General features: G+C 45.7%; 20 protein-coding genes, 1 tRNA gene and 1 riboswitch. Of the genes, 12 read left to right on the top strand and 9 right to left on the bottom strand.

The window, feature by feature from the left end; genetic code table 11:
• Window positions 1-45 precede the first annotated feature (45 nt).
• The 9 genes from L3V36_RS23095 (at window position 46) to thiH (ending at window position 8,749) form a co-directional block, all read left to right on the top strand.
• A tRNA-Trp gene (locus L3V36_RS23095) sits at window positions 46-122 on the top strand.
• 348 nt (window positions 123-470) lie between these two features.
• Window positions 471-1,853 (top strand): multicopper oxidase family protein, encoded by a 1,383-nt coding sequence (locus tag L3V36_RS23090; RefSeq protein ID WP_208775695.1) that lies wholly within the window; start codon window positions 471-473, stop codon window positions 1,851-1,853.
• A 100-nt stretch (window positions 1,854-1,953) separates the two neighbouring features.
• Window positions 1,954-2,337 carry a fluoride efflux transporter CrcB gene (gene crcB / locus L3V36_RS23085; RefSeq protein WP_004736665.1) on the top strand — a complete coding sequence of 128 codons (384 nt, stop codon included), beginning with the start codon at window positions 1,954-1,956 and terminating at the stop codon, window positions 2,335-2,337.
• 62 nt (window positions 2,338-2,399) lie between these two features.
• A riboswitch (TPP riboswitch) is annotated at window positions 2,400-2,498 on the top strand.
• A gap of 129 nt (window positions 2,499-2,627) precedes the next feature.
• On the top strand, window positions 2,628-4,577 hold the full coding sequence (gene thiC / locus L3V36_RS23080) for a phosphomethylpyrimidine synthase ThiC (RefSeq protein WP_102448209.1): 1,950 nt from the start codon (window positions 2,628-2,630) through the stop codon (window positions 4,575-4,577).
• Window positions 4,577-5,869 (top strand): thiamine phosphate synthase, encoded by a 1,293-nt coding sequence (locus tag L3V36_RS23075; protein WP_102448208.1) that lies wholly within the window; start codon window positions 4,577-4,579, stop codon window positions 5,867-5,869. Before thiC ends, L3V36_RS23075 begins: the two co-directional genes overlap by 1 nt.
• Window positions 5,859-6,641 carry a HesA/MoeB/ThiF family protein gene (locus L3V36_RS23070; RefSeq protein WP_208775696.1) on the top strand — a complete coding sequence of 261 codons (783 nt, stop codon included), beginning with the start codon at window positions 5,859-5,861 and terminating at the stop codon, window positions 6,639-6,641. The genes L3V36_RS23075 and L3V36_RS23070 overlap by 11 nt, the downstream gene beginning before the upstream one ends.
• The gene (gene thiS / locus L3V36_RS23065) at window positions 6,638-6,847 is read left to right on the top strand and encodes a sulfur carrier protein ThiS (protein ID WP_048610390.1); all 210 of its coding nucleotides are present in this window, start codon (window positions 6,638-6,640) and stop codon (window positions 6,845-6,847) included. Before L3V36_RS23070 ends, thiS begins: the two co-directional genes overlap by 4 nt.
• 2 nt (window positions 6,848-6,849) lie before the next feature.
• Entirely contained in the window at window positions 6,850-7,614 is a 765-nt protein-coding gene (locus L3V36_RS23060) for a thiazole synthase (protein ID WP_004736659.1), read from the top strand.
• A gap of 7 nt (window positions 7,615-7,621) precedes the next feature.
• Window positions 7,622-8,749 carry a 2-iminoacetate synthase ThiH gene (thiH, locus tag L3V36_RS23055; RefSeq protein WP_004736658.1) on the top strand — a complete coding sequence of 376 codons (1,128 nt, stop codon included), beginning with the start codon at window positions 7,622-7,624 and terminating at the stop codon, window positions 8,747-8,749.
• 151 nt (window positions 8,750-8,900) lie between these two features.
• Here thiH and L3V36_RS23050 read toward each other — a convergent pair whose 3' ends face one another.
• Both L3V36_RS23050 and L3V36_RS23045 read right to left on the bottom strand, forming a co-directional pair.
• Window positions 8,901-10,691 (bottom strand): aminopeptidase P family protein, encoded by a 1,791-nt coding sequence (locus tag L3V36_RS23050; RefSeq protein ID WP_102456860.1) that lies wholly within the window; start codon window positions 10,689-10,691, stop codon window positions 8,901-8,903.
• 122 nt (window positions 10,692-10,813) lie between these two features.
• Entirely contained in the window at window positions 10,814-11,755 is a 942-nt protein-coding gene (locus L3V36_RS23045; RefSeq protein WP_004736656.1) for a LysR substrate-binding domain-containing protein, read from the bottom strand.
• Between the two features lie 101 nt (window positions 11,756-11,856).
• Here L3V36_RS23045 and L3V36_RS23040 point away from each other — a divergent pair, with 101 nt between their 5' ends.
• Together L3V36_RS23040 and L3V36_RS23035 are read left to right on the top strand one after the other, a co-directional pair.
• On the top strand, window positions 11,857-13,056 hold the full coding sequence (locus tag L3V36_RS23040; protein WP_029222012.1) for a multidrug effflux MFS transporter: 1,200 nt from the start codon (window positions 11,857-11,859) through the stop codon (window positions 13,054-13,056).
• Between the two features lie 102 nt (window positions 13,057-13,158).
• Window positions 13,159-13,440 (top strand): hypothetical protein, encoded by a 282-nt coding sequence (locus L3V36_RS23035; RefSeq protein WP_004736654.1) that lies wholly within the window; start codon window positions 13,159-13,161, stop codon window positions 13,438-13,440.
• Between the two features lie 86 nt (window positions 13,441-13,526).
• Here the strand turns inward: L3V36_RS23035 and L3V36_RS23030 are convergent, their stop codons facing one another.
• From L3V36_RS23030 to L3V36_RS23015, 4 genes are all read right to left on the bottom strand, one after another.
• Window positions 13,527-13,985, bottom strand: a complete 459-nt coding sequence (locus tag L3V36_RS23030) for a DoxX family protein (protein WP_004736653.1) — start codon at window positions 13,983-13,985, stop codon at window positions 13,527-13,529.
• A 1-nt stretch (window position 13,986) separates the two neighbouring features.
• Complete coding sequence (locus L3V36_RS23025; RefSeq protein ID WP_208775697.1) at window positions 13,987-14,754, bottom strand: DNA-binding domain-containing protein; 768 nt, start codon at window positions 14,752-14,754, stop codon at window positions 13,987-13,989.
• Complete coding sequence (locus tag L3V36_RS23020) at window positions 14,751-15,611, bottom strand: DUF692 domain-containing protein (RefSeq protein ID WP_102448203.1); 861 nt, start codon at window positions 15,609-15,611, stop codon at window positions 14,751-14,753. The genes L3V36_RS23025 and L3V36_RS23020 overlap by 4 nt, the downstream gene beginning before the upstream one ends.
• Before the next feature lie 64 nt (window positions 15,612-15,675).
• Complete coding sequence (locus L3V36_RS23015; RefSeq protein ID WP_004736650.1) at window positions 15,676-15,936, bottom strand: DUF2282 domain-containing protein; 261 nt, start codon at window positions 15,934-15,936, stop codon at window positions 15,676-15,678.
• 264 nt (window positions 15,937-16,200) lie between these two features.
• Here L3V36_RS23015 and uvrD point away from each other — a divergent pair, with 264 nt between their 5' ends.
• Window positions 16,201-18,375, top strand: coding sequence for a DNA helicase II (gene uvrD, locus L3V36_RS23010; RefSeq protein WP_208775698.1), 2,175 nt, complete (start codon window positions 16,201-16,203; stop codon window positions 18,373-18,375).
• 171 nt (window positions 18,376-18,546) lie between these two features.
• Here uvrD and tpx read toward each other — a convergent pair whose 3' ends face one another.
• The 3 genes from tpx to L3V36_RS22995 all read right to left on the bottom strand — a co-directional run bounded on the left by tpx (window position 18,547) and on the right by L3V36_RS22995 (window position 22,340).
• Window positions 18,547-19,044: a thiol peroxidase gene (tpx, locus tag L3V36_RS23005; RefSeq protein ID WP_050635162.1), complete on the bottom strand. Its 498-nt coding sequence runs from the start codon at window positions 19,042-19,044 to the stop codon at window positions 18,547-18,549.
• Between the two features lie 784 nt (window positions 19,045-19,828).
• Window positions 19,829-21,586 carry a gamma-glutamyltransferase gene (gene ggt / locus L3V36_RS23000; protein WP_208775699.1) on the bottom strand — a complete coding sequence of 586 codons (1,758 nt, stop codon included), beginning with the start codon at window positions 21,584-21,586 and terminating at the stop codon, window positions 19,829-19,831.
• Between the two features lie 91 nt (window positions 21,587-21,677).
• Complete coding sequence (locus L3V36_RS22995; RefSeq protein WP_004736644.1) at window positions 21,678-22,340, bottom strand: LysE family translocator; 663 nt, start codon at window positions 22,338-22,340, stop codon at window positions 21,678-21,680.
• Window positions 22,341-22,378: the final 38 nt, after the last annotated feature.

Genomic DNA, 22,378 nt, shown 5'->3' with positions numbered 1-22,378 from the left:
CGCCTAGTGCGAGGTTTTTTCGAATCTGAAGTAATAAAAAGTTTTAGGGGTGTAGCTCCAATTGGCAGAGCAGCGGATTCCAAATCCGCGTGTTGGGAGTTCGAATCTCTCCACCCCTGCCATATTTAAGGCTCTAGCAGAAATGCTAGAGCCTTTTTGCTTTCTGAATCTAATATACGCCATTAGCAAAGCAGCGGATTCTCCGACTTACCAAAATAGGGTGTGTTGGGAGTAGAAACCTCCACCCTGCCATATCAATACCTCAGCAGAAGCTCTGTTTTTTTACTTTATATTTGTTCGATTTTTAGTCGATAATTCCTGCTTTTAATGAAACCTAGCCTTAAAAGTGTAAGTGCTTACTTATCCCAGCCTCTTTTATAAACAATCAACAGCACAATCCCCACTTCTTTATGAGAATTATTCTCAATATTTTGTTACATTTTGGTCGTTATTACTAAAAGGCAACAAATATGGATATTTCCCGTCGTAAGTTTATTCAATCATCTCTCGCTATATCTGCACTAACTGTTTTTCCTGCTTGTTCTATGAAGCAGTCTCTTGATGGGCAAGGTAAGTATGTCTATGACTTAACTGCTGAACCTTCAACGGCTGAGTTAGTCGCGGGATTTGATACCAATGTTTTAGCCTTTAATGGACAGATTCCAGCTCCGACGATTCGATGTCGACAGGGTGAAAAGGTCACAATTCGTTTTACGAATAAGCTATCAGAGCCGACGACTATCCATTGGCATGGCTTAAGAATTCCTATCGAAATGGATGGAGTTCCCTTCTTAAGTCAGCCACCAATCATGCCAGGTGAAACATTCATTTATGAGTTTACGCCGCCAGATGCTGGCACATTTTGGTATCACCCACATATGAATAGCGTTAAACAACTCGGTATGGGTTTAGTTGGCCTTATTATCGTAGAAGAAAGCACTCCAGTGCAGTTTGACGAAGAACACGCATTGATGCTTAAACATTGGCATATCGACAAGCAAGGTCAATGGAAAGACTTAATGATTCCCCGACTCAGTGCTCGTATGGGCACTCCTGGTGAGCGGAGTAGCGTTAATGGAGCTCATGAACCTGTATATCAGTTGAAGCAGTATGCAGCGACTAGACTGCGTATCGCGAATGTCGATAATACGATCACTTATCCTATTGCTATCGAAGGGGCTGAGGCATGGGTGATTGCCATTGATGGTAATCCTGTGAAAACGCCTTACAAACTGACTCAACATAAAATCGGCCCAGGGATGCGCGTGGATATTGGACTGATAGCGCCCAAATTAGGCGAGCGAGTTAATGTTCTTCAAATGAAAGGCCGCTTTCCTTTCTCTTTATGTGAGTTCGAGGTAGTAGATTCCCCCCTTACTGAAGGGCGTTTATTGCCATTGTTGCCTCTTAACCCCGTACCTAATCTAGATCTTGCTAATGCTGAAGAGATCGATTTTGTGTTCGAGTGGGAAGGTGCAGTATCACCAGTTTCTAAAGATGGGAAATCGATGCCTAAGTTTTGGCTTACTAATAAAAGAGCATGGGAAGGAATGAGCAAAGACAATATTCCTGAGCCGTTGACGACTTTAGAGTTAGGTAAGACTTACATATTCGATCTAAAGAACGTCACCCAATACCATCACCCGATCCATATTCACGGTCATACATTCACTGTATTGGAACTTGATGGGAAGAAAGTTGAAGAGCCTTTCCATACCGATACAGTGTTACTTGGAAAAAACGGCCGAGCTAAAGCTGCATTTGTTGCAGATAACCCTGGCCGCTGGATGTACCACTGTCATGTTATAGAACACATGAAAACGGGTTTAATGGGATATATTGAAGTTAAGTGACACCTGTAACGTTTAATATTTGCGCATGCATTCTTAGTTTCTACCCTCGCTTTTATCGGCGGTAAAGCTAGAATATAGGGACTATTGTTTGGGAGGATTCATGGGTCAGTTATCTATTTTAGGTTTTATTGCCATTGGTGGCGCATTTGGTGCTTGTTCGCGTTACTTGATTTCAGAGTTATGCGTTGTGATGTTAGGACGTGGTTTTCCTTACGGTACGCTGACTGTTAATGTAATTGGCTCTTTGATTATGGGATTGCTCATCGCCGCGTTTGAAAACGAGATGGTCGCGACGGAACCGTGGAGACAAATTATCGGTCTTGGTTTCCTAGGAGCACTGACTACATTTTCTACATTTTCGATGGATAACGTACTTCTTATGCAGCAGGGCGCTTTCTTTAAGATGGGGCTCAATGTGCTACTCAACGTGGTACTCAGTATTTCAGCCGCATGGATCGGCTTCCAACTTTTGATAAAGTCTTAAAACTTTCTTACGATTTGTTAACAACTCGGCTTGGTTTATCCAAGCCGTTTTTATATACTCGATCGAACTTGTCGGAGTGCCATATGGCTGAGACCGTTAACTCGGGATCCGTTGAACCTGATCAGGCTAATACCTGCGAAGGGAACAAGAGTAGATATCTAACTAGAATCCTTCTAGAGATCTATCTCCAGATCACAACTGTATTTCTTACCGTGATCCCTCTTGTAGCATCTAATCCGTCAAGCATTTTTATCCCTATAAATAATGGCTAAAAGCCAAGGAAAAATGCTATGTCGACTCGTAAACAAGCAAGACTGGAAGCGAAGAATTTCATTGATTCTTTATCCGTACAACCCTACCCAAACTCAAAAAAAGCTTACATCCAAGGATCTCGAGAGGACATTCAAGTCCCTGTCCGAGAAATATCACTCGCTGATAGCCTTGTTGGTGGTACCAAAAAAGAGCCTGTATTCGAACCTAATGTACCCATTCAAGTTTACGATACCTCAGGTGTTTACACAGACCCTACACATCAAATAGACCTGTATAGCGGTCTTCCTAAGTTGCGAGAGCAATGGATTGAAGAGCGTGGTGATACGGAACTGTTAGACGACGTAAGCTCTGTTTACACCAAAGAACGTTTAGATGATGAAACTCTAGACGACCTTCGCTACGGCAACCTGCCTAGAATTCGTCGCGCGACAGACAATCAATGTGTTACTCAGCTGCACTATGCTCGTCAGGGTATTATCACACCTGAAATGGAGTACATTGCCATACGTGAGAACATGGGACGTCAGAAGTTCGCTGATGAGCAGCTTAACCATCAACACCCTGGCCATAACTTTGGTGCAAACCTGCCGAAAGAAATTACTCCTGAGTTCGTGCGTAAAGAGGTTGCTGAAGGTCGAGCTATTATCCCTTCAAACATCAACCACCCAGAATCAGAACCGATGATTATTGGTCGAAACTTCTTAGTGAAGGTGAACGCTAATATCGGTAACTCTTCAGTAAGCTCTTCGATTGAAGAAGAAGTTGAGAAGCTAGTATGGTCGACTCGCTGGGGTGGCGATACCGTGATGGACCTTTCTACTGGTCGTAATATTCACGAGACTCGCGAATGGATCCTACGTAATAGCCCAGTACCAATTGGTACGGTTCCTATGTATCAAGCGCTTGAAAAAGTGAATGGCGTTGCCGAAGACCTTAACTGGGGAGTGATGCGCGATACCTTGATTGAACAAGCTGAGCAGGGTGTTGATTACTTCACTATCCATGCTGGTTTGTTGCTTCGCTACGTTCCGATGACGGCTAAACGTGTGACCGGTATTGTTTCTCGTGGTGGTTCTATTATCGCGAAATGGTGTCTTGCTCATCACCAAGAAAGTTTCCTCTATACCCACTTCCGAGAGATCTGTGAGATCTGTGCGAAGTACGATGTTGCACTGTCATTAGGTGACGGCTTACGCCCGGGCTCAATTGCAGATGCCAATGATGAGGCTCAGTTCTCGGAGTTACGTACCCTAGGTGAGTTAACTAAAGTTGCTTGGGAGTACGACGTTCAGGTGATCATTGAAGGTCCTGGACATGTACCTATGCATCTTATTAAAGAGAACATGGATGAGCAGTTAGAACACTGTCATGAAGCGCCTTTCTATACTTTAGGTCCATTGACGACAGATATTGCCCCTGGTTATGACCACATTACCTCAGGTATTGGTGCCGCCATGATTGGTTGGTACGGTTGTGCGATGTTGTGTTATGTAACCCCTAAAGAGCATCTAGGCTTACCAAACAAAGAAGATGTGAAGACTGGCTTGATTACTTACAAGCTAGCAGCACACGCAGCGGACCTCGCTAAAGGACATCCGGGCGCACAAATCCGAGATAATGCATTATCAAAGGCACGTTTTGAATTCCGTTGGGAAGACCAATTCAATCTAGCTTTAGATCCTGAAACCGCGCGTTCTTTCCATGATGAAACTCTGCCACAAGAGTCGGGCAAGGTTGCTCACTTCTGCTCAATGTGTGGACCTAAATTCTGCTCGATGAAGATTTCTCAAGAAGTTCGAGAGTATGCGAAAGACACCGAACAAGTAGCCGCGGATCAGGCTATCGAGATTAAGATGCTAGATAACCCGTTGGAAGGGATGCGTCAAAAATCACAAGAGTTCCGTGATACTGGCTCTGAACTTTATCATCCTGCAGTAGCCGCAAAAGAAGCTCAATTAGAGGAATAATGACAGTGAAGATACTCATCCCATCTCAAAATATTGAGTTAACGGGAGAGGTGCAGAACTGTCTATTGGTTGCTAAGCGACAAGGCTTGGCAACTGATGCGGTTGAGTTGGGTGTAAGCCCAACTCAATACTTCTCTATCGTTGATTCTCAGCAGGCGTTATCTATTGGCTTCGCTCATGATCTTGATTCATTGACGGTGTGTCAGCTAGCAGAACTGAACCATGTTGTTGATTACAGCAATTCAGTCGCGCTAGCTGACGTTTGTGATGCCTTTACACAAACTCCGAATACCATTTATATCGGTGTTTCAGATGATTCAGCTGTACTGGATATTTGGTCACACCTGGATGCTAGCCGCGCTATCAAGAGTGACACTACAGCTCATCAGGAGTTAGATGATCGCGGCCACTTTGCTTGGTTACTTACTTTGTTGGCGCTGGAATTCCCATTAGAAGACGCACTAGTTTTAGCTCGCGCAGCGTCCAATGTTTCACGTGGAACATGGCCTGCACATTACCAAAACTTTCCTATCCCTGTTCTTGAAGATCAACGATTGGACATAAGCGTAGGTTGGGCTAACCAAGGGACATCACTTTCTTTTCCTGAGTTGAGTAAGAGTAGCCTCGGTTTATACCCAGTAGTTGATGATGTTGAGTGGATCGAAAGATTGCTGAAGCTTGGAATCAACACTGTCCAACTACGTATTAAGAATCCACAGCAAGCGGATTTAGAACAACAAGTCGTACGATCTATCGAGCTTGGTCGTGAGTATAACGCTCAAGTTTTTATCAATGATTACTGGCAGCTTGCACTCAAGCATGACGCTTTTGGTGTTCATTTGGGGCAAGAGGATATTGAAGAATCAAACCTCTCACAGTTGAGCTTTGCGGGTATAAAGATTGGGTTATCGACTCATGGCTATTACGAGTTGCTACGCATTGTTCAGATTAACCCAAGCTATATTGCGCTGGGACACATCTTCCCTACAACAACTAAACAGATGCCATCGAAGCCTCAGGGTTTAGTTCGTTTATCTCTGTATCAACAGCTGATTGATACTATCCCATACACAGAACAACTCACTGGTTATCCAACGGTTGCTATTGGCGGTATTGACCAATCGACAGCTGAGCAGGTGTGGGAGTGTGGGGTGTCGAGTTTGGCGGTTGTTCGTGCGATTACATTGTCGGAAGGCCCAAAGAAAGTGATCGGATTTTTCGAAAAACTGATGGCACCTAAACCTTCAAATATTGGTGAAGAGGTTGCGCAGGAGCCTAGCTATGCTGAGTGATTTTGAGTTTATTCGTTATCAACGACAAATTGCGTTACCTGAAGTCGGTGAGCAAGGGCAACGAAACCTATTAAACAGCCATGTGTTAGTGATTGGTTGTGGTGGCTTAGGCAATGCTGCCGCTCTTTACCTTGCGGCTTCGGGTGTCGGAAAGATCGTGTTGGTTGATGATGACTGTGTGGATTCGTCTAACCTGCAACGACAGGTCGCGTTCAAAGAAAGTCAGTTAGGTTCGCCTAAAGTCGAAGCTATGAAGCAACAACTGACTGAGCTCAATAGTCGCAGTCAAGTTAGAACCATCAATCAGCGAATGAGTGACAGTCAGCTTGAACTTGAAGTGATGCTCGCTGATTTGGTGTTGGATTGTACTGACAACTTTGCGTCACGCCAGCAGGTTAACCAAGCGTGTTTCGGCAGCAATACACCTTTGATTTCTGGATCTGCAATCGGTTGGAAAGGCCAGTTTATTGTATTTGATTATCAGAATCAGAAAGGGTGCTATCACTGTTTGTTCCCGTTCAGTCATCATCCACAAACGACTCGTTGTAGTGATAGCGGCATCATAGGCCCGGTTGTTGGCACCATAGGTAACCTTCAAGCTTTGGCTGCTATTCAACGTTTAACTTGTGGTGAGTTTCAGGTAGCAACACACCAGCTCAAACTGTTCGATGGCCAAACGATGAACTGGCAAAACTTAATGGTCACTCAAGATAGTGAATGCCCCGTTTGCTGCACATCTACAGTTAACTATTTAGAAGAAGAAACCCAATGAGCAACATAACGATCTCTATCAATGAGCAACCAGAACAGGTTGCACAATCGTCGTCTCTAGCGGATATCATCCAAGCGCTTTCATTACCCGATCTGGGCTGTGTCTTTGCTATCAATAATGCGGTTGTCCCGCGTAGTCAGTGGCAACAAACGGTTGTCAATGAAGGCGATGCTATTTCTCTTTTCCAAGCCATTGCAGGAGGCTAACTATGTTAACTATCGCAGATAAAACGTTTCAATCTCGACTCTTCACCGGAACGGGTAAGTTCGCGAACAAGCACTTGATGGCGAGTGCTATTGAAGCTTCAGGTTCGCAACTGGCAACCATGGCGTTGAAGAGAGTCGATATTCGCTCTGAGCAAGACGACATTTTACAACCAATCATTGATGCTGGCGTGAACTTGCTACCGAATACCTCTGGGGCGAAGAGTGCAAAAGATGCCGTCTTTGCTGCGCATTTGGCTCGTGAAGCGCTAGGCACAAACTGGCTTAAACTGGAAATTCACCCAGATCCAAAGTACTTGATGCCAGACCCAATTGAGACGCTTAAAGCTGCTGAGCAACTGGTTAAAGATGGTTTTGTTGTGCTGCCTTACTGCCATGCCGATCCAGTATTGTGTAAACGCTTGGAAGAGGTGGGTTGCGCTGCAGTTATGCCGCTGGGCGCACCTATTGGTTCAAATAAGGGTATTGCGTCTGCAGACTTCTTAGAGATCATTATCGACCAAGCGAATGTCCCTGTGATAGTAGATGCAGGCATAGGCGCACCATCACATGCTGCTCGCGCAATGGAAATGGGCGCAGACGCAGTGTTAGTGAATACGGCGATTGCGGCTTCTCAACAGCCTGTTGATATGGCGATTGCTTTTAAACTGGCAGTCGAAGCTGGGCGTATGGCTTACCTTGCTGGACTGGCAGGAAAAGTATCTCACGCGGTTGCTTCGAGCCCGTTAACTTCATTTCTAGACGAGTAGTGTACCTATGACGTTTGTTGATCGATTTAAACAGCTCAACTGGGATGACATTGGTATGTCTATCTTCAGTAAAACGGCAGCGGATGTTGAACGTGCTCTGAGTAAACCCAAACGTGACTTAGAAGACTTTAAGGCTCTGATCTCTCCGGCGGCAGAACCTTACTTAGAGCAGATGGCACAACAGTCGTTGGCGCTAACTCGTAAGCGATTTGGCAATACAATGTCGCTTTACATTCCTTTGTACCTCTCGAATCTATGCGCTAATGCGTGCACGTATTGTGGCTTCTCAATGGAGAACCGTATCAAACGTCGCACGCTTACTTTGGATGAAATTGATGCCGAAAGTGCGGCTATCAAAAAGATGAAGTTCGATAGCGTTTTGTTGGTCACCGGTGAACATGAAACTAAGGTCGGGATGAATTACTTTCGACAGGTGTTGCCGAATATCAAAAAGCAATTCAACTACCTTGCGATGGAAGTGCAGCCGCTTGATCAACATGATTACGCAGAGCTTAAAACTCTCGGCCTAGATGCTGTTATGGTTTACCAAGAAACTTATCAGCCAAGAACTTACGCTGAACATCATCTACGTGGCAATAAAATGGATTTTGAATACCGTCTTGAAACCCCTGATCGCTTGGCAAAAGCGGGGATCGATAAGATAGGTATTGGCGCCTTGATTGGTTTGGAAGATTGGCGAACCGACTGCTTTTTTGTTGCTGCTCACTTAGATTACTTAGAGCGTACTTATTGGCAAACACGTTACTCAATTTCATTCCCACGTCTTCGTCCGTGTGAGGGTGGAGACTCTGGTGGAGGATTACAGCCTAAATCAATCATGAACGATAAACAGCTGGTTCAGCTTATCTGCGCATATCGACTCTTGAATCCTGAGGTCGAGTTATCCCTTTCGACCCGTGAATCGGCAACTTTCCGCGATAACGTGTTGCCTTTGGGTATCACGAGTATGTCGGCAGCTTCGAAAACCCAACCCGGTGGCTATGCTTCGGGTGAGGAAGAACTCGAGCAGTTTGAGATCAGTGACGAGAGAAGTGCTGCTGATGTTGAGTCGATGATTCGTCAGCGTGGTTTCGACCCAGTGTGGCGAGACTGGCACAGTGCCTATTCTGGTTAATCAATATATTGGTTGATGTTCCACGTGAAACATCGATGTAATGATACAGGCAAATAAAAACGGCTACCTTTGGGTAGCCGTTTTGCTATTTGCTATTTAACTTATTAACCTAGTAAGCTCGTTTTGGTTCAGTTATCTGTCGAGCAAGGCATTAAGCGTGAGCAAGTGGTGTTGTTGATTGGCGTAGCCATTCCAGCGTATCACCTTCAACTAATGGGCTAACATCGTTCCATACTTTCTGATGGTAGTCGTTCAGCCACGCTAGTTCAGGTCGTGTTAGCAAATCAACATTGATGTTGCGCTTATCGATAGGACAACGAGTTAGCGATTCAAACGTCAATACTGCGAAGTCACCTTGAGTTGGAAGTTCAACAACCAGTTCTAGGTTCTCGATACGGATACCAAATTCATCAGCACGGTAGTAACCCGGCTCGTTTGATAACACCATACCTTCAACAAGAGGTACGTCGATCAGCTTCTTAGAGATGCTTTGCGGTCCTTCATGAACACTTAGGAAGTGACCAACACCGTGACCAGTACCGTGGTCGTAGTCGAAGCCTTCTGCCCATAAGTGCTGACGCGCTAGGATATCCAGTTGGAAACCACGAGTACCCTGAGGGAAACGTGCACGTGCAATGCCGATGTGACCTTTCAGTGCGAGAGTGAATTGTTGAATCATTTCGTCACTTGGTTGGCCAATCGCGATAGTACGAGTGATGTCCGTTGTGCCATCTAAGTACTGACCGCCTGAATCGACTAGGTACAGAGTATTCATCTTTAACTGACCCGGTTCAGGTTGGTTCTCGTGGTTGTAGTGACACATTGCTGCGTTACCGCCTGCAGCTGAAATAGTGTCAAAACTTAGGTCCATCAGTGTTGGGTCTTGTTCACGGAATGATTGTACTTTGTCAGCCAATACAGCTTCGTTGTGTAGGTTACCTTGCGCGACTTCGGCATCAATCCAAGATAGGAATTTCGCCATCGCAACACCATCACGAATGTGACACGCTTTCATGCCTGCAATCTCAGTTGCGTTCTTAGCGGCTTTTGGCATGAGACACGGGTCTGCTGCTTCAATGATGTGAGCGCCAGCATTTTGAAGAACAAGCGTATACCAAGCATTGCTGGTACCTGAATCGACAGATACATTTTTGCCTTCCAAAGATTGAAGGCGCGCTTCAAGCTCTGATGGGGGAGAAACTCGAATGCCATTACCAAGGTGAGCTTCAAAGCCTGCCGGGATGCGTGCTGGGTCTAGGAAGAAATCGACGCTTTCATCGGCGTGAATGATCGCGTTGGATAACACAACAGGTAGGCGAGATACGTCCAAGCCACGAATGTTAAGCAACCAACAGATCGAATCGAGTTCCGTAAGGATAGCGGCGTCCGCACCTTTGGCTTTTAGTAAGCCAGCAATCTCTGCGCGTTTGCTGTCACTTGATTGGCCAACTGCGTCTGTTGCCATTAGGCGAACATCAGACACGACCGGTTCAGGGCGATCAGACCAAAGCTCATCAATTGGGTTTGCTGGGAGCGTTGTTAGCTCAACTTTCTCTGCTAGTTTTGCTTGTGCGCCTTTCAACCACGCGGCGGTGTGCATGCGTGGGTCGAATGCAACCTTACTACCTTGTGGCAATGAATTGATGATCCAATCTAAAGCTGGTTCTTCAATAAGGTGGCGATACTCAAATAACTCTGCTGGTACTTGCTTACGAACCTGAACGGTGTAGCGACCATCAACAAAAATAGCAGCAGTTTCACGAGTTATAACAGCGGCACCTGCAGAGCCAGTGAAACCTGTTAACCAGTGAAGTCGCTCGTTATGAGCGGGAACGTATTCACCTAGATATTCGTCTTCGTGTGGAATGATAACGGCATCTAGGTTGTTTGTTTCAAGCCAAGCTCGAACCGCAGCAACGCGTTCAGCAGTGATATTGTGCATCTGTGTTTATCCTTATTGTTAGGGTCCTTGTTAACACTCACAGTCGATATATATGCGAGGGGACTTATTAGGTCAATAAGCTAGCGCTTTTGTTCGTTTGCTGCAAACGCTGTACGCCATTTTTATCTAAGGTGCAGAGTTTTTTCTTTGATGATATCTCGTAGCCAAGTTAATGCTGGGTCATTTTCTCTGTCACGGTGCCAAAACAGAGTGTATGCCATCGGAGGAAATTCCATTGGTAAAGGCACAACCACTAAGTCGAGTTGTTTAGCGACGAGGTAAGTAAAGTGGCTTGGTGCGGTAAACACAAAGTCGGTGTAGGTACACAGGCTTGCGGCGCTATTGAAGTCTGGAACAGAAATCGCGATATCACGTTGGTGACCAAGGTCGGCAAGTTTGTAGTCGAGTAGCCATCGATCATTCCCATCACACCTTACTTGTACATGACGCTGCGCAAGGTAGGTTCCCAAATCCCATTTACCACTCAGGGCTGGGTGGTTACGCCTTAATACACACATCTGTGCATCACGGTAGATCTCTTGTTCGCAGATGTCGTCTGGCGGCAGCATGGTTAAGCGCGCATCGTTGATGTCGATGTCTTTGCCTGTGAGTCCGATATCTAACTCACCAAGCTGTAGCTTCTTAAAGGTTTGTTCGGTCCACGCATGGGTGTTGATATTAACCTTAGGTGCTTGTCGAAATATCGCCGGTAAGAAGTGCGGAAGAATCAGCGGGTAAACACTCTCAACGGCAGCAATGTGAAAGCTATGGTCGCTGTTGTTGGGAATGAAAGTTTCCGGTTGGGTAAGCACATCAAGTTGATTGATCAGCGTTTCTAATCGAGGCTTGAGGAACACAGCTTTCGGTGTCGGTCTTAGGCCATGAGCACTTCGCGTAAAAAGGGGATCATTAAATTGCTCACGAAGCTTGGCTAGCGACTTACTCACAGCCGATTGGCTCAAGCATAATCGGTGTGCGGTACGAGTGACACTCAGCTCTTCCATCAGCACCTGCAAGCAAACCAATAGATTGAGGTCGAGGCGTGATAGTTTCTCGATATTCATGTGAGTTTCCTATTTGGAATAATGCTAATGAGTATATGCCATTTTTGTTCATATCTTTAGTTGGTTATTATGCACCTAAATTAACTCATTCGGAGAATCTTGTGCCTTCTAACGCGCTTCCAACCCCTAGTAAACTGCAGGTTGCTTTATTGGCAATGCTGGTTCTATTTAGCCCTTTGGCTATAGATATTTATCTTCCAGCTCTGCCACAAATTTCAACAGCGTTTCACGTGGAACACGCATTAGCACAAGATACGATTACTTGGTTTTTATTCGCCATGGGTGTCGGGCAATTATTTGCAGGCCCTTTGGCTGATAAGTTAGGACGTCGAACCGTTGCATTGGGAGGTGTTAGTATCTATGCATTGAGTGCTTGCTTGGCGTGGGCAGCTCAATCGATTGATATGATGCTAATAGCTCGGCTGCTACAAGGCTTAGGAGCTTGTGCGACTTCTGTAGCAGCCTTTGCGACGGTTCGCGATCTATTTGGCCCGGAGAAAAGTGGCCGTATGATCAGTTACCTCAATGGTGCAATTTGCTTTATTCCTGCACTAGCACCGATTCTTGGTGCTTGGTTGACTCAACAGTTTGGCTGGCGCTCGAACTTCAGCTTTATGGCTGTGTTCGCTGTCGTGGTTGGCACCATTTTGTTTTTCCAAATGAAAGAGTCTAATCCAGCGACAGAAAAGGTCGCGGTTTTCAAATTAGAGCGTTACTGGTCGGTATTGAAAACACCATCATTCATCTTCCATGCAACCTTATGCTTGATGGCGATGGCGGTCATTCTTGCTTACGTTACCTCTGCACCTGTTGTGCTGATGGAAAACCTAGGTTTGACGATGAATGAGTTTACGTTCTGGTTTGGTATTAACGCGGTTATCAACATCACGGCTGCATTCACTGCGCCGAAGTTTATGGATCGTTTTGGTACTTACAAAGCATTGGTTGTCGGTATTTCAACGCTTGGCTTAGCGGGTGTGGTTATGCTGGTGCTTGCTGAGCATGCTAGCGCTATCGCGTTCATGTTGCCGATTTTCCTATCTTCAGTTGGCTTCGCTTGGATTCTTGGTGCCGCAGCCGGTAAGGCACTTGAACCTTTTGGTGACCGTGCGGGTACCGCAGCTGCGTTGCTTGGCTTGTTCCAAATGAGCGGTTCTGGACTGCTTGTTGGTACGATGCAACGTCTTGATTTAACGTCTCAAGTGATGATTGCGCTGCAAATGTTCCTTATTGTTCCTGCATTGTTAGTGCTTGCGAGCAAAGCGGGTAAGTCATGGCACACGACGTTTGCTAAGGCATAAGTCTCAAGGGTGACAAAATATACAAATGGCGGTTTGCGAAACGTTAAAACATGGTATATTTGTCACTCATTGAAACGTTAGTCCCCAACGGAAAATACTGTAATGTCATTAACAACCTACGAAATGGCGCGCATCTTAGAACAAATGGAAGATGCACCTGAAAAGGTCATGTTTGGTAAATTGCTTAAAGAGCTAGGAAACCAAAGTGAAGAGCGTATTCGCAGTGCGGCAAAACAAGTTCCAATTGATACTTTGCGAGATATCATTTACCAATTTCAACGCGTGGTTGAATCTCGTAAAGGTGAACAAGTTCAGCTACTAGCAAAAGAGCTAGCCGAGCAAGGTATCTCTGCTGAAGAGCTACAAGCTTTTCTAAACAAGTAGTTTATTCCAGATAAAAAGAAACCACTCAATTGAGTGGTTTTTTGCGTTTTGGACCTATGTAAATTTAGAGACCATGGAAAAGAGGTTTAGTTTTTGAACTGCGCTTTTAAGATTCTATCCAATGAAAATGGTCCAGCTCCCCATACCACGACGATAAGAATCATTAATCCCCAAAGCTGATGATCATAGAAGCCTTGTGCCCACAATACAGGGTATGACACGACGGCCATGATATTGAAAACGAACAGCACTGCAGCCATTGGTCGGGTTAACAAGCCAAGCGCTAAGAATACCGGCAGAATCAATTCAGCTGCGGTACCCATGTAAGCGGCCAATTCCCAAGGCAAAAGAGGCACTTGGTATTCCAATTCAAACAAGTAAAGGGTGCTATCCCAAGTGGCTATTTTGGTGAGTCCTGAATTAAAGAAGACCCACGCCACCCATAGGCGACAAAACAGAAGTAGTACGGGAACAAAAAGTGCCTGTGATTTCTCAATCAAACTGTCGTATTGAGCCATCATGTTCGTGACTGTGTTGTTATCCATATTATGTCTCCAATTCGGCATTGATTGAAAAGCCTGAGATGACGTTCAGTGTCATGACAGTATTCAGATGTTGTAGTAGTAAAGGGTCTATCGCTGAGAGCGTTTGACCCGATTGCAATTCGGTTAATAGTTGGTGGCTTTCTTGCGTCAAACGATGGCTCTCAATCTGTGAATTTTCCGCTCGGATTAACACCCCAAATTCAGGTTGGTTGATGTCTAACCCATCGAGTTGTTGCTGATAGATAGCCTGCTCAAGCGCGATAATCGTATAGCTAGAATTAATTAGCGTTATTGAATCTTTGAGATGAAAGACTAAAGCGCCTTGTTGTTCTTGCGGTACATCAGCTAAACGAGAAAGAGGACGTTGGTCGACATGTGATTCTGAAACGCATCTAACCAAGCTATCTTTTTGCCATTCATACAAAGCTACTTCAGCGAGATAAGGTGCAGCCTCGATAACCGCAGGAAAGGCTTGGATAGTTTGTTCAAAGTGTTCACCGTAACCACTGACGTCACCAGAGGTTGATGGATAACTTAAGACATGTAGACGAGCCATTTGTTGGAAGCACTCTTCACCAACCAGCATTTCAGTGAGTGGGTAGGTTGCTGCCAGTACTTCGCTCAAGCTAATCACAAAGTTATTTCGGTAGATCTGTATGCGCTGTTCACCGGTAAAGTGGTCGCTCACTATGTCGCAGTGCTTACCATTGTTTTGATAGCGTAGGGCGTTAGCAAACTCCGATTGCACATTAGCTAAAGAGTGGCTCATGATGCGCGACTCCTTTGGTTAAACTTGTCGTGTTGATACAAAATATCACTGGCTTTGGCCGCTTCAGCCAATAAAATTGGTGGCTCTGGGATATCTAAATCCCACTCTATCAAGGTATGGCACGAACCATGTTGTTCTATCCATTGCGTGTAGAGTTGCCATACTTCGTCACAGACAGGCTTGCTGTGGGTGTCTATCCAGATCTCACCTTGTTCGAGTTTCTTTTTGGTAAAACCTGCCAAGTGAATCTCTTCCACTTTGTCTGCTGGTATTCCATTGAGATACTCTTCACAGCTGAAACCGTGATTAAAAGATGAGACAAAAATATTATTGAAATCGAGCAGTAGGCGACACTCGGTGCGCTTCTGTACCTCGGCTAAAAATTCCCACTCTGGGATGGTTGAATGTTTGAAGGCAAGGTAGCTCGATGGATTTTCAATCAGCATAGGGCGTTGCAGGCCGTCTTGAACCTCGATGACATTGCGGCAGAAGACTTCTAACGCCTCTTCGGTATAAGGCAGTGGCAACAAGTCATTGAAGTAATGACCACCAGTCTGACTCCAGCTGAGATGATCAGAAACCAAGAAGGGGTCGATATCACCAATGAGTTCTTTTAACTGCATCAGATGATGTTGATTGATGCGATCAACAGAACCTAGTGACAATCCAACGCCGTGACAACTTATGTTGTGTGCGTGACGAATCTCTCTCAGTTGTTGACGTTGCGGTGATTGAGCTAAAAAGTAGTTCTCGCTGTGCACCTCTAACCAACTCACTAAAGCTGGGTTTTGGCTAAAGAAGTCCAAGTGCGGTGTTCTAAGGCCAACCCCTGCGTTGGGATGAAGAGTTTGAGTCACAACGATTCTCCTAATAGGAAGTGGAGGTGAGCTGAATGTCAGCTCACCATACTAAGCAGCTCAATTATGATGATTGAGTGTTACCACCTGATAATTTGCCACACAGTCCTTTAGGAACGACCACGAATGCATCGGATTGGTTGTCTTCTTTGGCTGTACCCGCACATGAACTTGTTTTGGTTGCACAATCATTTTGGCCAGCTTTTGCAACGCCGTAGCATTTCTCTTTTGCTGCTGCTTCCGCAGGTGCTGATGTAAGAACTGCACCGCCGAACGCTAGTACACTTGTGATTGCAGCTGTAACAGCAAGATTAGAATTTTTCATAGTCATTCCCTCTAGGACTTAATAGTATTTTTATATCGCAGGTTAATAAGTTGTTAACTTGCTTACTAAAAAGGATAGGAAGAACTCGGAAATAATTTCACTGCATTATAAAAAATATCAATATTAATGATGTGTTAGCTATTAAGTTACTGATTATATGATGTTATTTTTTGATTGTTTTTTCTTCTTATTATCCTAAACGCAGCCTAGTGTTTAGGTTATAATCAGCTTTTATGTATAAATACCCAGTAGTGAGCATATCCAATGATAGATCCTTCGCTTTTACTCGATGGCCTAAACGATAAACAACGTGAGGCGGTCGCAGCACCTTTAGAAAACCTACTTATTCTGGCAGGTGCTGGCAGTGGTAAAACGCGAGTGTTGGTGCATCGCATCGCTTGGCTGCAAAGCGTAGAGCAAGCATCGCCGTTCTCTATCATGTCGGTTACCTTCACCAACAAAGCGGCAGCAGAGATGCGTGGTCGTATTGAAGAGTTGATGATGGGTAGCTCGTCGGGTATGTGGAACGGTACTTTCCACGGTATTTGTCACCGCATCCTTCGTGCTCACTACCTCGATGCAAAACTGCCAGAAGACTTCCAGATCATTGACTCAGATGATCAGATTCGGTTACTACGTCGCTTAATCAAGGCGCAAAACCTTGATGAAAAGCAGTGGCCAGCCAAGCAAGCTTCTTGGTGGATCAATGGCAAAAAAGACGAAGGGCTGCGCCCAAGTCACATTGACGCCTACCATGATCCAATAACTCAAACGTGGTTAAAGATCTACTCGGCTTATCAAGAGGCATGTGATCGTGCTGGCTTGGTCGACTTTGCTGAGATCTTGTTGAGATCGCATGAACTATTGCGCGATAAGAAACACATCCGCGAGCACTACCAAGCTCGCTTCAAGCACATTCTTGTCGACGAATTTCAAGATACCAACAACATCCAATACGCTTGGCTACGTATGATGGCAGGCCCGGATTGTCGCGTGATGATCGTGGGTGATGATGACCAATCTATCTATGGCTGGCGCGGCGCTAAAATTGAAAATATTCAGAAGTTCTTGGATGAATTTCCAGGCGCTTCAACGGTTCGACTCGAACAAAACTACCGTTCAACCAAAACCATTCTGCAGGCATCGAACGAGCTTATCTCGAACAACACTGAGCGTATGGGTAAAGAGCTGTGGACCGATGGCAACGATGGCGAGCCAATCTCAGTTTACTCTGCTTATAACGAGTTAGATGAAGCGCGTTTCACAGTCAGCAAAATCAAAGAGTGGCAAGAGAAAGGCGGTGCGCTAGAAGATACCGCGATGCTGTATCGTAATAACGCCCAATCGCGTGTTCTTGAAGAAGCTTTGATTCAAGGTGGTCTACCTTACCGAATCTATGGCGGCATGCGATTCTTCGAGCGTCAAGAAATCAGAGATGCCTTGAGCTACCTGCGCTTAATGAGTAACCGCAGCAATGATGCGGCATTCGAACGTATCGTCAATACGCCGACTCGTGGCTTGGGCGATAAAACGTTAGAAACGATTCGCCTTGCGGCGCGTGACCGTGGTGCAACCATGTGGCAAGCCAGTATTGCTCTGATAGAAGAGCAAGTGCTCCCAGGCCGTGCTGCGGGTGCATTGAGCCGCTTTATCGAGCTTATCAATGCGCTTGAAGATGACACGATAGAACTGAGGCTTCATGAGCAAACCGACCACGTGATCAAATCGTCGGGCTTGTTTGCGATGTACGAGCAAGAGAAGGGCGAGAAGTCGAAGGCACGTATTGAGAACTTGGAAGAATTAGTAACGGCAACGCGTCAGTTTGAAAAACCAGAAGAAGCGGATGAAATGAGCATGCTAACAGCATTCTTAACTCATGCGGCTTTGGAAGCGGGCGAAGGCCAAGCTGATGAGTTTGATGATGCGGTTCAGTTAATGACTCTGCACAGCGCTAAAGGCCTAGAGTTCCCGATGGTCTTCATGGTGGGTGTGGAAGAGGGTATGTTCCCAAGCCAGATGTCTGCAGAAGAAGCAGGGCGCTTAGAAGAAGAGCGTCGCCTGTGTTACGTAGGCATGACGCGTGCGATGGAGAAGCTTTACATCACTTACGCTGAGATGCGTCGTTTGTACGGTCAGGACAAGTACCACAAACCATCACGCTTTATTCGTGAACTACCAGAGACATGTCTGGATGAAGTGCGTATGAAAGCGCAAGTGAGCCGTCCTGCAAGCAGTGGCCGCTTTAGCCAAACCGCCGTGAAAGAGAACTTTAACGAAACAGGTTTTAGTTTGGGTTCTCGCGTTAAGCACCCTAAGTTTGGTGAAGGCACTATCATCAATTTCGAGGGAAGTGGCCCGCAGAGCCGAGTTCAAGTCGCGTTTAACGGTGAAGGCATCAAGTGGTTAGTAACGGCTTATGCTCGTTTAGAACAGTTGTAATCTGCTACTTCAGCATGTAGAAAACAGTTCGATATCTGAAACTATTCAGCATTGAAAAGTAATCCGTATAAAAACAGAAAGAGCAGCTAATGGCTGCTCTTTCTTTATTGCTCGATACCGACCTAAATTAGGTTAATACGAGCTGAAGACATTGTTGCCTCAAAGTGAGACTTACAGTGCTGCAAGTGCCGCTTCGTAGTTTGGTTCTTCAGTGATCTCTGCAACCAACTCGCTGTGTGTCACCACACCTTTTTCATCAACAACGACAACTGCACGTGTTGTTAGGCCTGATAGTGGGCCTTCAGCGATCGCTACGCCGTAGTCTGATGCGAATGCAGGAGAACGGAAAGTTGAAGCGTGTTGAACGCCTTCAATGCCTTCTAGTTCACAGAAGCGGCCCGCAGCAAACGGTAGGTCAGCAGAAATACAAACAACAACCGTGTTCTCAAGTTCTGCTGCTTTTGCGTTGAACGTACGTACGCTCGTTGCACAAGTTGCTGTGTCGATACTTGGGAAGATGTTTAGAACCACTTTCTTGCCTTCAAGAGAAGCAAGAGTCAGTTCAGAAAGGTCGCCTGCAGTCAGTGCAAAGCTTGGTGCTTGTTCGCCAGTTTGTGGGAATGTGCCTGTTAGTGGTACAGCAGCACCTTTGAAGGTAACGTGTGACATGAATTTGTCCTTAGTTTAATTATGGTTATGAAACTAGTTGAGCCTAGTAAGACTTACGTTACTCGGAAGTGGTTAAGAAGTGAATGCTTTAAATGTCAGAATTGTAATTAAAGGTCTTTGATTTATTTGTTTGAGAGAGGAATAAGTGAAACGACAGATAAAGAAAAACCCCGAGAGCTTGCGCTCATCGGGGTCTATAGTCTTACTCGCAGCAATCCGGCTACTAAGTGTGCTCCATGCATCAAATCCATGATAGTGTGCTGTTATCCTTCAGCGTATTCCTTTCGTCGCCTTCCTAGCGGTGTCCTTGATCTTATCCTGATCTGCCAACAATCCTCGTTAGCGCGCGTCACTTGTTCCTTGAGCGGTGTCCTTTACATCATCCTGATGTTCAGTCCTTTCCTCGTCCAGAGGTGTCCATTGTCTTTCCTTAGTAGCAACCATCCTAGTTACTATTGCGTCCATTCAATGTCCATTTCGCTATCCATGCCGATTATTCATCCTGAGTAATCGAATCTTCATCCTGAAGATAACCAAGTCCTTGGCGTTTCCTGTTCCGTGTCAGCATCCTTCCGACACCATTCATATTACCGATTCCTTATTTATCAGCAATGGTGCATAAGCGAATTTCTATATAATTATTTGAATGATAAATGTGCGTATCGTTTTATTTCAATTGGTTACGATGTCTGGGTGACTGATTTTGTCATCAAATATCGATATTTACTCACTGCCTTGTGAGAGATCTCGCACAAGGCAGCGAGTAAAAAGGGAGGATTATTCCCTACTGACCAATGGCTGCACCTTCACGACGAGGGTCTGCAGCGCCTTCTAAACCATCTTTTGTGATGCGAATCGCGTGTAAACCAGAGTTAAGATCGCGAACGTTGACCTCAAATCCCATCTTTTCTAGCTCAGGTTTGAAGTTTTCCGCCGATGTTCCTTTTTCCAAATCTAAAGTACCGAAGCGGTTTAGGAAGTGCGGTTGATTGATGGCTTGCTGAATATCCATGTCCCATTGGGTATGCGCAATGATCGCTTGTGCTACATAACCTATGATACGGCTGCCACCGGGAGAGCCAATCGCCATGTAAGGTTTATCGCCTTGCATGATGATGGTCGGTGCCATTGAAGAACGTGGACGCTTACCTGGTTCAAGTCGGTTGGCGATAGGCTTACCATCGTTATGGGTCTTGAATGAGAAATCCGTCAGTTCGTTGTTGAGCAGGAAGCCTCTTACCATCAAGCGTGAGCCAAAGGCATTCTCAATAGTGGTGGTCATCGACACGACATTGCCATCGCTATCTACAATATTGAAGTGGCTAGTGGACGGTAATTCAATAGAAACATCTTGGCTTCTCTGCATCGCGTGATCCCACGGCGGTGTGCCTGAAGATGCGCTTGCCAATGCCTTACCTGCGGTAATTAACTGAGCACGTTCCTGCAAATAGTCAGTATTCACTAACCCTTGGGTAGGCATTGGCACATAATCTTGATCCGCCATGTACATACCACGGTCTGCAAAGGCTAGGCGAGAAGCATCTGATAACACTTGCCAAGATTTCGCGTCGTTTGGTCCCCATGATTTGAGGTCAAACTGCTCGGTCATCGCTAAGATCTGCCCAACTGTTAATGCACCTGAACTTGGTGGACCCATTCCGCACACTTGGTAGCTTTCATAAGCGGAACAAACCGGCTCGCGCTGCTTAATCGAATAAGCGTCGAAGTCTTTCTGTGCTAATACGCCCGGGTTATCTTTCGCTGTTTGTACTGTGTTAATGATGTCGGCAGAGATCTCACCTTGGTAAAAGGCCTTAGCGCCGTTCTTCGAAATAGCGTTTAACGTTGCCGCGTACTCTGGGTTCTTAAGTAGCGTGCCAGCGGCTTTCGGGCTGCCATCGGCATTGAAGAAGTAGGCTTTGGTAGTGGCAAAGCGGCTTAGTCGCTCTTGGTCATTATCAATCAAGGTGGCTAAGCGTGGGCTGATGGTAAAACCTTCTTCAGCCAGCTGAGCAATAGGCTTAATCAGTGATGCCCATTCGAGCTTGCCGTACTTCTGGTGAGTGTCCCACAGCAATTGCACCGTGCCTGGCGTGCCAACAGAACGACCGCCAACCACGGCATCATAGAATTTAAGCGGTTGTCCGTTTTCGTCTTGGAATAGACGTGGTGTGGCATCAAGTGGTGCAGTTTCACGGCCATCGTAGGTTTTGAGTTGCTTGTCCTTGCCATCAAAATAAACAAGGAACGCGCCGCCCCCAATACCTGAAGACTGAGGTTCCACTAAGCCAAGCATAAGCTGCACAGCAACCATGGCGTCTATCGCGTTACCACCACGAGCAAGTACATCAGCACCGGCTTGTGTGGCAAGAGGGTTGGCCGCGGTGACCATCCAATCGTTGGCTTTAACGAGCTGTTTGGTTTCTAAACCACTACTTTGTTCGGGTGCGACGGAATCGGCAGCTTGATTTGCCCAACTGACGTGAGAGGCAAAAAGTAGGGTAGAAGTGGCGAGGGTTGTTAGTTTTGTTTTCCACTGCATGATCTTCTCCTTTTAATATGCAGAGCTAGATTGGCAGTGGAAAGATGAGATAGCCAGAGTGTTGTTAACGAATTGTAACCTTGATTCGAATTTAAGCGATTAAACCGGACAGCGACTGCCAAAGAATACTCACGCCAATAAGGCTGAATACCACGCCACATAAGCCATCGATGTATACCGTTGCTTCGCTGAGTTTCTTTTGCAATGCTTTAGTCGAAAGCATCCAAGCCAGTAGTGAGAACCAAAATAGAGACAGACCAAATAGGATGATAAGCGCAAAGCCTTTACCTGACAGAGACATGTCGGCAGGCACTAGGCTCGACATCAAGCTGATAAAGAACACCAAAGCCTTTGGGTTGAGAATATTGGTCGCAAACCCTTTCGAAAATGCCTGACGCTTATTGGTCAGAATCAGATCGTTGGAATTGACGGTATCGGCATCATCATCGTGGTTCTGAATGATTTGCCAGGTTGCTTTAAGTGCTCCGTAACCTAAGTACAGTAAGTAGCTACCGCCGGCTAGTTGGATAATGGCAAATAATGTCGGTTGTTGGTGGACTAGGTAACTGATTCCCGTCAGGCTCAGCAATGAGTGCAGCAAGATCCCGCAAGATAAACCAAGCGCAATGTACAAGCCTGTCTGGCGTCCGTGACGCGTCGCATTTTGCACGACTAACGCAAAATCAGGGCCGGGGCTCATCAAAGCGATGAAGTGGATAGAGGCTAGGGTGATCAGTATGGTGACTTCGTTCATCGTCAGTTCTCAATAACGTTGCCGCTATTTTTAAATAA

The sequence above is a fragment of the Vibrio sp. G-C-1 genome (genome assembly GCF_021728015.1).
Taxonomy (GTDB): domain Bacteria; phylum Pseudomonadota; class Gammaproteobacteria; order Enterobacterales; family Vibrionaceae; genus Vibrio; species Vibrio splendidus.
This window is presented reverse-complemented; position numbering and strand designations above follow the sequence as displayed.

Excerpts from the sequence above, each read along its gene's own strand:
- L3V36_RS23090 (WP_208775695.1), top strand. The coding sequence starts at position 471 with ATGGATATTTCCCGTCGTAAGTTTATTCAATCATCTCTCGCTATATCT.
- crcB (WP_004736665.1), top strand. The coding sequence starts at position 1,954 with ATGGGTCAGTTATCTATTTTAGGTTTTATTGCCATTGGTGGCGCATTT.
- thiC (WP_102448209.1), top strand. The coding sequence starts at position 2,628 with ATGTCGACTCGTAAACAAGCAAGACTGGAAGCGAAGAATTTCATTGAT.
- L3V36_RS23075 (WP_102448208.1), top strand. The coding sequence starts at position 4,577 with ATGACAGTGAAGATACTCATCCCATCTCAAAATATTGAGTTAACGGGA.
- L3V36_RS23070 (WP_208775696.1), top strand. The coding sequence starts at position 5,859 with ATGCTGAGTGATTTTGAGTTTATTCGTTATCAACGACAAATTGCGTTA.
- thiS (WP_048610390.1), top strand. The coding sequence starts at position 6,638 with ATGAGCAACATAACGATCTCTATCAATGAGCAACCAGAACAGGTTGCA.
- L3V36_RS23060 (WP_004736659.1), top strand. The coding sequence starts at position 6,850 with ATGTTAACTATCGCAGATAAAACGTTTCAATCTCGACTCTTCACCGGA.
- thiH (WP_004736658.1), top strand. The coding sequence starts at position 7,622 with ATGACGTTTGTTGATCGATTTAAACAGCTCAACTGGGATGACATTGGT.
- L3V36_RS23050 (WP_102456860.1), bottom strand. The coding sequence starts at position 10,691 with ATGCACAATATCACTGCTGAACGCGTTGCTGCGGTTCGAGCTTGGCTT.
- L3V36_RS23045 (WP_004736656.1), bottom strand. The coding sequence starts at position 11,755 with ATGAATATCGAGAAACTATCACGCCTCGACCTCAATCTATTGGTTTGC.
- L3V36_RS23035 (WP_004736654.1), top strand. The coding sequence starts at position 13,159 with ATGTCATTAACAACCTACGAAATGGCGCGCATCTTAGAACAAATGGAA.
- L3V36_RS23030 (WP_004736653.1), bottom strand. The coding sequence starts at position 13,985 with ATGGATAACAACACAGTCACGAACATGATGGCTCAATACGACAGTTTG.
- L3V36_RS23025 (WP_208775697.1), bottom strand. The coding sequence starts at position 14,754 with ATGAGCCACTCTTTAGCTAATGTGCAATCGGAGTTTGCTAACGCCCTA.
- L3V36_RS23015 (WP_004736650.1), bottom strand. The coding sequence starts at position 15,936 with ATGAAAAATTCTAATCTTGCTGTTACAGCTGCAATCACAAGTGTACTA.
- uvrD (WP_208775698.1), top strand. The coding sequence starts at position 16,201 with ATGATAGATCCTTCGCTTTTACTCGATGGCCTAAACGATAAACAACGT.
- tpx (WP_050635162.1), bottom strand. The coding sequence starts at position 19,044 with ATGTCACACGTTACCTTCAAAGGTGCTGCTGTACCACTAACAGGCACA.
- ggt (WP_208775699.1), bottom strand. The coding sequence starts at position 21,586 with ATGCAGTGGAAAACAAAACTAACAACCCTCGCCACTTCTACCCTACTT.
- L3V36_RS22995 (WP_004736644.1), bottom strand. The coding sequence starts at position 22,340 with ATGAACGAAGTCACCATACTGATCACCCTAGCCTCTATCCACTTCATC.